Origin of the sequence: Collinsella sp. AF31-11 (assembly GCF_003475605.1) — a bacterium.
In the GTDB taxonomy this organism is placed as follows: Bacteria; Actinomycetota; Coriobacteriia; order Coriobacteriales; family Coriobacteriaceae; genus Collinsella.
Genome location: NZ_QRQS01000006.1, coordinates 21301 through 33644, shown reverse-complemented (window position 1 = coordinate 33644; position 12344 = coordinate 21301). Strand labels below are relative to the sequence as shown.

Annotated in this window: 12 protein-coding genes; all 12 read right to left on the bottom strand. The window is 59.7% G+C overall.

Translation table 11 applies throughout. From position 1 onward, the window contains the following. Window positions 1-282: 282 nt before the first annotated feature. Window positions 283-537: a preprotein translocase subunit SecG gene (secG, locus tag DWZ22_RS04900; RefSeq protein ID WP_117735340.1), complete on the bottom strand. Its 255-nt coding sequence runs from the start codon at window positions 535-537 to the stop codon at window positions 283-285. Between the two features lie 155 nt (window positions 538-692). Beyond that, window positions 693-2246, bottom strand: coding sequence for a 2,3-bisphosphoglycerate-independent phosphoglycerate mutase (gene gpmI / locus DWZ22_RS04895; RefSeq protein WP_117735341.1), 1554 nt, complete (start codon window positions 2244-2246; stop codon window positions 693-695). A 5-nt stretch (window positions 2247-2251) separates the two neighbouring features. Continuing rightward, window positions 2252-3019: a triose-phosphate isomerase gene (tpiA, locus tag DWZ22_RS04890; protein ID WP_022094882.1), complete on the bottom strand. Its 768-nt coding sequence runs from the start codon at window positions 3017-3019 to the stop codon at window positions 2252-2254. Further along, window positions 3012-4202 carry a phosphoglycerate kinase gene (pgk, locus tag DWZ22_RS04885; protein WP_117735343.1) on the bottom strand — a complete coding sequence of 397 codons (1191 nt, stop codon included), beginning with the start codon at window positions 4200-4202 and terminating at the stop codon, window positions 3012-3014. Before pgk ends, tpiA begins: the two co-directional genes overlap by 8 nt. Window positions 4203-4342: 140 nt before the next feature. Further along, complete coding sequence (gene gap, locus DWZ22_RS04880; protein WP_117735344.1) at window positions 4343-5368, bottom strand: type I glyceraldehyde-3-phosphate dehydrogenase; 1026 nt, start codon at window positions 5366-5368, stop codon at window positions 4343-4345. A 193-nt stretch (window positions 5369-5561) separates the two neighbouring features. Then, window positions 5562-6491, bottom strand: a complete 930-nt coding sequence (gene whiA, locus DWZ22_RS04875; RefSeq protein ID WP_118405590.1) for a DNA-binding protein WhiA — start codon at window positions 6489-6491, stop codon at window positions 5562-5564. A 6-nt stretch (window positions 6492-6497) separates the two neighbouring features. Then, window positions 6498-7418 carry an RNase adapter RapZ gene (gene rapZ / locus DWZ22_RS04870; protein ID WP_022094878.1) on the bottom strand — a complete coding sequence of 307 codons (921 nt, stop codon included), beginning with the start codon at window positions 7416-7418 and terminating at the stop codon, window positions 6498-6500. Window positions 7419-7519: 101 nt separating this feature from the next. Beyond that, window positions 7520-8206 carry an N-acetylmannosamine-6-phosphate 2-epimerase gene (locus tag DWZ22_RS04865; protein WP_118405589.1) on the bottom strand — a complete coding sequence of 229 codons (687 nt, stop codon included), beginning with the start codon at window positions 8204-8206 and terminating at the stop codon, window positions 7520-7522. Between the two features lie 142 nt (window positions 8207-8348). Continuing rightward, window positions 8349-9311: an ROK family protein gene (locus tag DWZ22_RS04860; protein WP_118405588.1), complete on the bottom strand. Its 963-nt coding sequence runs from the start codon at window positions 9309-9311 to the stop codon at window positions 8349-8351. A 171-nt stretch (window positions 9312-9482) separates the two neighbouring features. Beyond that, complete coding sequence (locus tag DWZ22_RS04855; RefSeq protein ID WP_118405587.1) at window positions 9483-10403, bottom strand: dihydrodipicolinate synthase family protein; 921 nt, start codon at window positions 10401-10403, stop codon at window positions 9483-9485. Between the two features lie 68 nt (window positions 10404-10471). Continuing rightward, window positions 10472-11323, bottom strand: coding sequence for an acetylxylan esterase (locus DWZ22_RS04850; protein WP_117794686.1), 852 nt, complete (start codon window positions 11321-11323; stop codon window positions 10472-10474). Then, a complete protein-coding gene (locus tag DWZ22_RS04845; RefSeq protein ID WP_118405586.1) occupies window positions 11316-12293 on the bottom strand; it encodes an acetylxylan esterase in 978 nt (325 codons plus the stop codon). Before DWZ22_RS04845 ends, DWZ22_RS04850 begins: the two co-directional genes overlap by 8 nt. Between the last annotated feature and the right edge of the window lie 51 nt (window positions 12294-12344).

The following is a 12344-nucleotide window of genomic DNA, read 5'->3' as shown; positions in this document are numbered from 1 at the left end:
CCTTATGAGATAGGACAAAGTGAATTCGATTGGGCAACGTCGAGACAACCCGATCGAACCATTCAAACGCGGTCCGCCGTTATGGCTGGTTATGCAATGCGGGCCAACGTTTTCAATACAGTAGCGCATTTTATGCACAATTTGGCGCTGATTCCGGTTAACGGTCGAGAATTTCTTTAGTTAGGCGAAGTATGTGGGGATATTTTGACCCTGTTACAAACATGTAAACAAAAAGGGTCCCGCACTTGCGGAACCCTTTTCAAGCGTATACGCAACTCGAGCTTAGTAGCCCACGATGCCCTGGGGGAAGAAGAACATGCACAGCACGACGCACACGGCAAACACGACAGCCATGATAACGGTCAGGCGGTCCAGGTTCTGCTCCATAACGCCCGTGGCAGAGGTGGAATTATACAGAGAGCTGGCGATCATATCCGAAACACCAGTGCCCTTACCGGAGTGCATCAGAACGAGAATCGTCAGCGCCACGGCAGACACAGCCCAAACGACAAACAGAAGAATCTGGAACGGACCCATAGATAAGCTCCTTAATAGAACAATTCAAACTCCAGTACTGTACCACAACCTCGAGCACTCCCCCATCTGCCATTTGGGGACGGGGTAGAAATAGCGCAAAAGGGGGTTGCCCGGACGTGGACAACCCCCTTACAAGAAAACGTTAGTTGTTTTCTTTAGGCCTCGGTGGCGAGCACGCGACCCGTCATCTCGGCGGAAGGCTCAAGACCAGCCATGGTGAGCATGGTCGGAGCGATATCGGAGAGACGACCGTCCTCGATACCGGTAAGCTTGGCCTTCTCATCAACGATGATGAACGGCACACGGTTGGTGGTGTGAGCCGTAAACGGATGCTTGGAACCGTCGGTAGCGACGTCAAACATGTGGTCGGCGTTGCCATGGTCGGCGGTGATCAGCGCAAAGCCGCCCTTGGCGAGAATCGCCGGGACAACCTTGGAGAGAGCCTCGTCAACGGCCTCGACAGCCTTGACGGCAGCATCGAACACGCCGGTGTGACCAACCATGTCGCAGTTCGCGAAGTTCACGATGTAGAAGTCAGCGCGATCCTCGTTAATAGCGGAGACGAGCTTCTCGGTAACCTCGGGAGCGCTCATCTCGGGCTGCAGATCGTAGGTAGCAACCTTGGGGGAAGCGACGAGCACGCGCTCCTCGCCCTCCTTGGGCTCCTCGATGCCACCGTTGAGGAAGAACGTCACGTGGGCGTACTTCTCGGTCTCGGCGGTGTGCAGCTGCTTCAAGCCATTGGCTGCGATGACGTCGGCCAGGACGTTCTCGGGGAACGTCTTGGGGAAGGCGACATCAACGTCAAACGTCGGATCGTACTCGGTCATCGTCACAAAGTGCGAAAGCTTGATCTGCTCACGCTCAAAGCCGTCGAACTCCTTGTCCGTGAAAACGCGGGTCATCTGACGGGCGCGGTCGGGACGGAAGTTGAAGAAGATGGCCGCGTCGCCCTCGTGGATGCCCTCGTTGTGGGCAGCGAAGGGCTCGACGAACTCGTCGCCGCGCGGGTCCTTCTCGTAGTAGGCCTTGATACCGGCAACGGGGTCGGTATCGGCATCGGACGCGTTGACCATGACGTCGTAGGCGCGCTGGATGCGCTCCCAACGATTATCGCGGTCCATGGCCCAATAACGGCCCGAGACGGTGGCAACACGAGCGTCGCAACCGGTCTCCTCGGAGATCTTAGCCAGGAAGGCGCAGAACTCGCTCATGTAGCCGGCACCGGACTGCGGATCGACGTCGCGGCCATCCATAAAGGCGTGAACGCGAACGGTCTTGATCCCATGCTGGGCAGCCATCTTGACCAGAGCCTCGACGTGGTTCATGTGGGAGTGAACGCCGCCAGGGCTCATAAGGCCCATAAGGTGAAGGGTCTTACCCTCGGCCTTGACATCGTCCATAGCCTTGACGAAAACCTCGTTCTTGGCGATGGAGCCATCCTTGATGGCGTTGTTGATGCGCGAAAGTTCCTGGAAGACGATGCGGCCGGCACCGATGTTGAGGTGGCCCACCTCGGAGTTGCCCATCTGGCCGTCGGGAAGGCCCACGTCCTCGCCCGAAGCGCCGAGCGTGGTGTGAGGATACTTCTCGTACAGGCTATCAAGGAAGGGCGTCTTGGCAGCGGCGACGGCGTTCTCGCCATCGGCCGGAGCCAGGCCGCAGCCATCCATGATGATCAGGAGTGCAGGAAGGTGACGCTGTGCCATATGTCCTACTCGCCTGCCTTGACGACCATAGAGGCGAAGTCGGCAGCCTTGAGCGAAGCGCCGCCCACGAGGGCGCCGTCAACGTCGGGCTTGGCGACGAGCTCGGCGATGTTGCCGGGCTTGGCAGAGCCACCATAGAGAACGCGGATGCCGTTAGCGAGCTCCTCGCCGAACATCTCCTTGAGGGTCTCACGGATAGCGCCGCAGACCTCCTGAGCGTCCTCAGCGGTAGCGGTCTTGCCGGTGCCGATGGCCCAGATGGGCTCGTAAGCGACGACGACCTGCTTGGGGCAGGTGATCTCAAGACCAGCAAGGCCAGCCTTGACCTGGTTCACGACGTGCTCGACATAGGTGCCAGCCTCGCGGACCTCGAGGGACTCGCCGCAGCAGAAGACGGGAACAAGACCAGCGGCAACGAGAGCCTTGGCCTTCTTGTTCTGGTCCTCATCGGTCTCGTGGAAGTAGTCGCGACGCTCGGAGTGACCGATGATGCAGTAGGTGCAGCCAGCGGACTTGAGCATGTCGCAAGAGGACTCACCGGTGAAGGCACCCTTGGCCTCCCAGTACACGTTCTGTGCACCGAGGGCAATGGGGGCAGCCTGAATGCGGTCATGAACCGTGGTGATGTCGATGGTCGGAGGGCACACGAGCACCTCGACGCCAGCCGGAACCTCGGGCAGAGCCTGAGCCAGCTCGTCGGCGAGCTTGGCGGCCTCGGCGACGTCGTTGTTCATCTTCCAGTTACCAGCGATAAGAAGGGTGCGATTAGGCATCGAGAAGCGCCTCCACTCCGGGCAGGGCCTTACCCTCGACGAGCTCCATGGAAGCGCCACCACCGGTGGAGATCCAGCTCATCTTGTCGGCCAGGTTGAACTTGTTGACAGCTGCGACAGAGTCGCCGCCGCCGATGATCGAGGTGCAGTCGGCCTCGGCGACAGCTTCGGCGATAGCCTGAGTGCCGTGAGCGAAGTTGTCGAACTCGAAGACGCCCATGGGGCCATTCCAGAACACAGTCTTGGCGCCCTTGACGGCCTCGGCGTAGAGCTCCTCGGTCTTGGGACCGATGTCCATGCCCTCGCGGTCATCGGGGATAGCGTCGGAAGCGACAACCTCGGGGACAGCGTCCTCGCCAAAGTGATCGGCAACGCGGTTGTCGATGGGGAGCAGGATCTTGACGCCCTTCTCCTCGGCCTTCTTGAGCATCTCGCCAGCGCGCTCGACCCAGTCCTCTTCCTTGAGGGACTGACCGACGGTCAGGCCCTGAGCCAGGAAGAAGGTGTATGCCATGCCGCCACCGATGATCAGGGTATCAGCGGAGTCGATGAGGTGATCGAGAACGCCAATCTTGGAGGAAACCTTGGAACCGCCGACGATAGCGACGAAGGGGCGCTCGGGCTCGGCGAAGATGCCGGTCAGCGTGTCGACCTCCTTCTCGAGCAGGAAGCCAGCGACTGCGGGCAGGTAAGCGGCGGGGCCCACAACGGAACCCTGGGCGCGGTGAGCGGTACCGAAGGCATCGAGGACGAAGACGTCGCCATAGGAAGCGAGGATCTTGGCGATCTCGGGATCGTTCTTCTTCTCACGCTTATCAAAACGGACGTTCTCGAGAACGAGGACCTTGCCCGGCTCGACGGCGGCGACAGCCTCAGCAGCCTTCTCGCCGTAGGTGTCGGCGACAAAGGCAACGTCGAGACCAGAGAGCTCAGCAAGCTTCTTGGCGACGGGCTCGAGGGACAGCTCGGGCTGGAAGCCGGTGCCCTCGGGACGGCCGAGGTGGCTCATGAGGATGACGCGAGCATTGTGCTCAACGAGATAGTTGATGGTGGGCAGGGCAGCCTTGATGCGGGTGGTGTCGCCAACGACGCCATCCTTGATAGGCACGTTGAAGTCAACGCGGACGAGAACGCGCTTGCCGTCGACATCGATGTCGCGGACGGTCTTCTTGGTAAAGGCCATGTTTGCTTCTACCTTTCGTACGTGTCTGCCTTCCATTACGGCAGACGATTTCCTATAAAAAGGGCGCGACCTTAGGGTGTAAGCCCTATAAGGCCGCGCCCTTCTTTAGACGCTCAACGAGCTATTCGCTAAAAGCTAAATTAAGCAACGAACTTCTCGAAGTACTTGATGGTGCGGACCATCTGAGAGGTGTAAGAGTTCTCGTTGTCGTACCAAGAGGTGACCTGAACGAGGGTCTGGCCGTTGCCGAGGTCAGAGCACATGGTCTGAGTGGCGTCGAAGATGGAGCCGTGGGTCTCGCCGATGATGTCGGTGGAGACGATGTCGTCCTCGTTGTAACCGAAGGTCTCAGAGATGGTGGCAGCGTAGGCCTTCATAGCAGCGTTGACCTCGTCGACAGTGACCTTCTTGTCAACGACAGCGTAGAGGTTGGTGATGGAGCCGGTCGGCGTCGGAACGCGCTGAGCGGCACCGATGAGCTTACCGTTGAGCTCGGGGAGAACCAGGCCGATAGCCTTGGCAGCACCGGTGGAGTTGGGGACGATGTTGACGGCGCAGGCGCGGCTACGACGCTTGTTGCCCTTGCGCTGCGGGCCGTCGAGCGGCATCTGGTCGCCAGTCCAGGCGTGAATGGTGGTCATGATGCCGGACACGATGGGAGCGAAGTCGTTCAGACCCTTGGCCATCGGGGCGAGGCAGTTGGTGGTGCAGGAAGCAGCAGAGATGATGTTGTCCTCAGCGGTCAGCGTCTCGTGGTTGACGTTGTACACGATGGTGGGCAGATCGCTGCCAGCCGGAGCGGAGATGACGACCTTCTTGGCGCCAGCGTTGATGTGGGCCTGAGCCTTAGCCTTGCTGGTGTAGAAGCCGGTGCACTCGAGAACGACGTCGACGTCGAGGTCGCCCCAAGGCAGGTTGTTGGCGTCGGCCTCCTTGTAGATCTTGATCTCCTTGCCGTCAACGGTGATGGAATCCTCGCCAGCAACGACCTCGTGATCGCGAGCGTAGTTGCCCTGCGTGGAGTCGTACTTCAGCAGGTAAGCGAGCATGTCGGGAGAGGTGAGGTCGTTGATAGCGACGATCTCGGAGCCCTCATGACCGAACATCTGACGGAAGGCCAGACGACCGATGCGACCGAAGCCGTTAATAGCAACCTTTACTGCCATTGTGTCTCCTTTCGTAAGGCCCCCGCAAGCTACAGCGCCTGCCGTTGAGGCCCACAAACTAACCACTCGCCTAATATACCTTTTTTTGGACTTGAATTTCACGAGAATGGTCGAAATTGAAAATCAAATTTACGTTAAAACGTTTTAAAGAATAAAATAGCAGCTAAATCCGTATATAAGTCTATACTTTAAACTACCTGTTTGCTTCAATGAGCTTTTCAAGCCTCAAAACTCGATGGTAGAGGGCCGACTTCGACAAGGGAGGGTCAGCCATCTCCCCCAAATCACGCAGCGACAGATCGGGGTAGCGCTCGCGCAGGTCGCAAAAGACCGCCAATGCATCCGGAAGCTCATCGCGAAGGCCACGCTGCTCGAGCTCATCGATCAACGCAAGCTGATGTTGGGCAGCACCGGCGCTTCTGGTCTGGTTGGCGAGCTCGGCATTCACGCGACGGTTCACATCGTTCTTAACCAACTTGACCGCGCGCGCTTCCTCAATCTCGGCAACGCTGCGCTTGGCACCAATCAGCTTTAAAAGACGCTCGATCTCCTCGGCGCTCTTAATGTAGACAGCAAAGGATCCACGCCGCGCGTTAACGCGCGCATGGACCCCGATCTGCTCCAATAGATCGCAGAGTCCCCGGGCATACTGCTCGCCCTGCACCGCGATCTCCAAATGAAAGTCGCCACGGGGATCGGCCACGAAACCGCCAGCGATGAGCGTGCCGCGGATGTAGGCAAGCCTGCAGCAGGGACGGGCAACGATGTGCCGGGGAACACCGGCGACGAGCCCTCCCCTGCGGTCGAGAATGCCCAGCAGCACCAGAGCCTTGTCCAGGTCGGGTTGATCGGGCAGGGTAATGAGATAGTTACGGACCTTATGCAAGACCGATTTACGAACGGTGAATTCCGTTTTGAGCTTAAGGATGCGATGCGTCAGTGTGATCATCGTGCGCGCGACGGCGCCCGTCTCGGTCGCGACCGTCAAACGATACCGCCCGGAGCCGGCCAGCGAAAGTGTACCGCTCACACGCGTCAGGGCGGCAAGCGTCGACAAATCACAGTATTCACATTCGGGTTCGCAGCGCGCGAGCTCGTCACGCACCTCCGCGGTAAACGACATGCAGGCCTATGCTTTCGTGTTCGCGCGCGACAGGTCGCGATGGGAAATGCTCACGTGATACTGGGCGCCTTCCAAATAACGTGCCGTGGCCTCGGCGATGGCAACGCTGCGGTGTTGGCCGCCCGTGCAACCGATGGCAATAGAAAGTTGCGGCTTGCCCTCCGCGATATAGCCGGGCATGACCGTATCGAGCAGCTGCGTCCAGGCCTTCCAGAACTCCTGGGTCTTAGGATGGTCCAGAACAAAGTCGGAGACTTTCTTATCGAGACCGGTCATGGTGCGCATCTCGGGATCGTAGAACGGATTGGGCAGGAAGCGAACGTCGATCATGATGTCCGCCTCGACGGGCATACCGTGCTTAAAGCCAAACGAGAACACGTGAACGTCCATGAGCTGCTGGTCGGACAACTCGGAGAACGCCATGCGCAATTTGTTGCGCAGGGCAGAGGTGCGCAGGCGGCTCGTGTCGATGATCATATCGGCTCGATCGCGCACACCCTGCAGCTGCAGGCGCTCGCGCTGAATCGCGTCGGCCGTAGTCTCCCCCGGCTTGGCAATGGGATGGCGGCGGCGGTTTTCGCTATAACGACGGATCAGCACCTCGTCAGAAGCCTCCAGGAACACGATGTCGCAGCTCATCTCGCGCTCTTCGAGCGCAGCGACCGCATCGAGTAACTCGTCAAACAGTCCCTGGCTACGCAAATCGCAGGTGACGGCAAGATGCCTGCCCACGCCCGTATTGATGCCGACGAGTTCGGCAAGCTGGGCGATCAGACGCGGAGGCAAGTTGTCGATGCAAAAGTAACCCATGTCCTCGAACACATGCATGGCCTGCGTTCGGCCCGATCCGGACATTCCGGTGATGATGACGATATCGGGGATGCGCTCCGAGCGCTCCGCCGCATCCATGGCATCTCCCTTTTGCATGTGCTGCCTCCCGAAAACAAGCGCGGGACCCAGCAACCCGGATCCCGCGCGGTCAATTGCCTATATTGAGTATACCGCCCCGAGCGGATACGAGGCCTGTCTTACGCCTCAAGCGCAGCCTTGAACCAACTCGTAATACTCGTGGGGTGCGTGATGGCGGTGCCGACGACAACGGCCCAGGCGCCAGCATCGATCGCGGCGCGAGCCTCCTCGGGCGTATGCACGCGGCCCTCGCAAATGATGGGAAGGCCGGGGAATTCCTCGGTCGCCTGACGCAGGAGCGGCAGGTCGGGGCCATCGGCCATGGTGCAGTCGATGGCGGCGACGCCGTGAGAAAGCGTGGTGGATACCAGGTCAAAGCCCATATCAACAGCACGGCGAATATCCTCGATGGTGGCACAATCCGCCATCAGGAGCACACCCTCCTCGTGCAGCGGGCGGAAGGTATCCTCGACCGTCTTGCCATCGGGGCGCGGACGATCGGTGGCGTCGATCGCCACGATATCGGCACCGGCAGCAACGCAGGCGCGAGCGTGACGCAGCGTCGGCGTGATGTAAACGCCCTCGTGCCCATCCTTCCACAGGCCGATGACGGGAACCTCACAGCGACCCTTAATGGCGGCAATGTCGGCAAGGCCCTGGCAGCGAATGGCGGCGGCGCCGCCGAGCTCGCAAGCGCGAGACATTTGAGCCATGGTCTCGGGCGTACGAAGCGGCTCGCCCATATACGCCTGAACGCTCACGACGAGTTTACCCTTCAGGGATTGAATCAAAGGATCAACAGCCATTTCCATCTCAACCTTTCTCAAAACGGCCTCCTGAGGCACCGCACCTTGACGTTCAAACCGTCGCTCGCGTACCAAAGTACGCTTCGCTCCTCTTTCACGTCAATCTGCGGCACCTCAGAAGGCTCACTAAGTAGATTTCAAACTATAACGTAGCAAGAAGATGCTCGGCGGCACCGATGAGCGGCGCGTCGCCCTCCAGCGAACCGATGAGGATCGGCGTGTCCTGAAGCGGATCGAGCGCCTGGCTGGCATAGCCCTCGTGCACCGAATCCTTCCACGTCTGCGAACGCCAATCGGGACCTTGGTGGATCACGCCGCCCGAAAGGACGATGACCTCAGGGTCCAGGATGTTAGCGAGCGAGCCCAAACTGGCACCCAGCGCAAAGCCGGCGTCATGGATGACCTCGGTCGCCTTTGCGTCGCCCGCACGGCACAGGTCGTTCACATCGCGACCGACCGAAGGACGGCTGGGGTCGACGCGGCCAAAACGCTCATCGTACATTCGACCAATGGAAGTGCCCGAAGCAACCGACTCCAGATGGCCGGAACGCCCGCAGGCGCAGGGAATGCCGGCGGCAGCCGAGCACTCGATGTGGCCCATATGGCCGGCAGCACCATGGAAGCCCTGCATCACGCGGCCGTTCTCGACATATGCGCCGCCGATGCCCGTACCGATGCCAAGACACAAGACGGAGAACTTGCCCTTGCCGACGCCCCAGTGGGCCTCGCCCAGAGCATGAGCCTGCACGTCGCCTACGACGGCAACGGGAAGACCGAGGTCCTCGCGCAGACGCGGCCCCAACTGAACGCCGGACCAGCCGGGCATGATCTCATTGGCATACGCGATGGCGCCCGTCTTGGGATCGACGACGCCGGCGGCACCGATACCGACGCCAAGGACCTCGACATCGGGATTCGCCTCGAGAGCAGCCTTAATGGACGCCTCGATACGCTGGAAGACGGCCTCGCCGCCCTCCTGGGCCTCGGTAGGAACCTCGGCCTCAAAAACGGGATGGGGCACACTACCGTCAGCCGGGTACTCCATGATGGCAGTCGCGATCTTAGTTCCGCCGATATCGACAGAGCAGACGTACTTGTTCTCCATGTCGCTCTCCTTAGGAGATAAAAAACAACTACAGGAAATGAAGGCGGTGTTATCGCCGCAACTTAGTAAAGGTTTCCCAGGTGCCCGAGGTTGGGGTGAAAGTGGTCGGGCGTTGACCTAATGGGTCACGCCCGACCACTTGAGCCCCAAGATCGGGTGCCTGGGAAAGCTTTACAGGAGACCGTTGTCCTGGAGGACCTTCTTAATCGCCTCGACGTTCTCGCCGGTCATGGCCTTCACCGGGCGCGGCATGGTCGGGCTGTCGAAGATACCCATGAGGTTCATAGCGGTCTTGAAGGCGCCGACGCCACCGGCATAGCCCTGGACGCCCGAGGTGACATCCCAGATGTGCGAAATCTCATTGAGGCGATCCTGCTCGGCCTTGACGGTAGCCCAGTTACCAGCCTGAGCGGCCTTCCACTGACGCACGTAGCCCTCGGGCTCAACGTTGGCGAGACCCGGGACGGAACCGTCGGCGCCACCGAGGTAGGCGCCGTCGACAACAACCTCGTGGCCGGTGAGAATGCTCATCGGATGGCCGTTCTTCTCGTTCTCCTGAACGAGGTAGCGGAACGAGATGTCATCACCCGAGGAATCCTTGACGCCGGCCAGAACGCCCTCGGCGCCGAGCTTGGCAAGGAGCTTCCAGGGGAGCTTGGTGTGAACGCAGACGGGAATGTCATAGGCAAAGATGGGCAGGTCGAGTTCCTCGTGCAGGATGCGGAAGTGCTCCTCGACCTCGGTCATGCCCTGCAGGGCATAGAACGGGCAGGTGGCGACGAGGGCATCGGCGCCCAGCTCCTGGGCGACCTTGCCGTGCTCGATCATGCGCTCGGTCTCGGTATCGATGATGCCGACCAGAACGGGAACGCGATGGTCGACGATACGGACGGCCTCGGCGATAATCTGGCGACGGCGCTCGTCGGTGGAGAAGACGACCTCGCCCGAGGATCCCAAGAAGAACAGGCCATCGACGCCAGCATCGATCATGCGGTTGATGCTGCGCTCAAAGGAGGCAACGTCAAGCTGGTGATCTTCGGTATCGGGAACAACGACGGGAGGGATAACGCCGGTGAATTTCTGAGTTGCCACAAGAATCTCCTTAGTTGTCTGGCGGGCGGCCCTATGCCACCCACTCTTGTTGGCAGTGTCCAGGCCGTCTAGGCCAAAGAACACGAGTAGAACGTTTGGTTAAAAAAGTCGACGACTTCGTTTTCGAACGCATTGATGCGCTCGTGAGCGTATTTTGCATAGATGATATGCCTCCGGTCACACTCAAGACCGTTGAATACGGCAAACTGATCCTTGGGATCGCTCACGGTATCCATAAGCGACGTGCCCATGAGCACCGATCCGCGCACCCGAGACGACAGCGCCTCGAGACCGCCAGGAAGCGGATTGGCAACCGCCGTGCAGGCGAGGCCCCGCTCGTCCAGAGCAGAAACCGCCAGCGCGACTCCGCCGCCAAGACCCTCGCCCCATGCAAAGATGCGGTCGGGGTCCATGCCATCAAGATTGCGCGCCACCTTCGCCAGCGCGCAACCCCAACGGACGCGCTCGACAAAAGCGGGCGAAGAAATCCCCCGCTGCAGGTCGTCCGCACCAGCAACATCGTCATCCAGCGCGAGGACGGCATACCCCATGGCGGCAAATCTCGTCATGTGATGCCAGCCGCGCACAGGCCGATCGATGTCGTGGAACATCAGGCACAACGGCACACGCTCAGATACTCGGGCACGACCAGCGGGCTCAATCAAGCGGCCGTGTACGACATCCCCGCCGACCTCAAAGGAGACCTCGGAGTAGCACGCGCACGGATTGGCGAAATCAATCGCCGTAACGGTCAACCCGCAAACCTCAGGATTCGATACGGCTGTACACAAATCGGAAATATCCACCGAAGTATCGCCGCGCCAATCCCGGAAATCGGAGAGCTTTGACGAAACCGTCCCGGGAATCCCCGTAAGCTCGGGGACAATCAGCTCATCGACATTGCTTTCGCACTTAGACATGAGCCTCCCCTCCCTTGCAGAAAAACGGAATGATCAGATCGTCAAAGTCCTGAGTCTCCTCGTGGCCAAAGCCCTCAAAGAACTCATGGCGCTTCTCGCAGGTCAGGTTGTTGTAGACCGCAAACTGCGTTGCCGGCGGGCAAACGATATCGGCAGTTCCCGTGCCAAACAGCACGGGGCATTTGACCATGGGGGCGAAGTTCTTGGAGTCGAAGTACGCAAGCTTTGCATAGGCTTCATCAATACGAGTCGAGTCCTCATCAAACCAGCGCGACCAATAGCGAAGGCCCTCGTAGGCAATATCATCGGCATCCAAATCCCAGACCAGGCGGAAATCCGACAGGAAGGGATAGAGGATGGCGGCGCGATTGATAAGCTCGCTGTTAAGCGCGCAGGTCGCAATACCCAAGCCGCCGCCCTGCGATGCGCCATTCACAAATACGCGGGCAAAATCGATGCCCTCGAGCTCGCGAACGATACGGCATAGGATGCGGATGTCCTGATGCAAGCGGACATAGTAGAGGTTGGCCGGGTCGCCGTCGATACCGGCGACGATATGGCCCGCGACCGTTGTGCCCTCAAATCCACCAATGTCCTCGGAGGGACCTCCTTGGCCAGGACAATCGAGAGCGATCAGCGCCATGCCCATACCAGCAAACGACGCCTGCTCAAACCAGCTGCGGCTTGCACCCGGATACCCATGGAACTGAAGCACCAATGGCACGGGCTCGTCCGAGACGGGCTTAAGGTACTTGGCATGCAGGCGGGCGCCGCACATACCGGTAAACCAGAGGTCGAAAAGCTGGCAAGTCACAGCATCGGCGACCGATGCCGCCTCAATCGCATAGTCAAGCCCAACGGCGTCGGCCTCGGCCATGCGATCTTTCCAAAAGAAATCGAAATCTGATGGACGGGGCATGGCGCCTCGATATTCACCAAATTGCTGCTGTAGCTCCTGAGCACTTGGCATGGCTCGTGAACCCAACCTTTCGAAATCGCAACGGAGGTGCGCCCGGCAAGG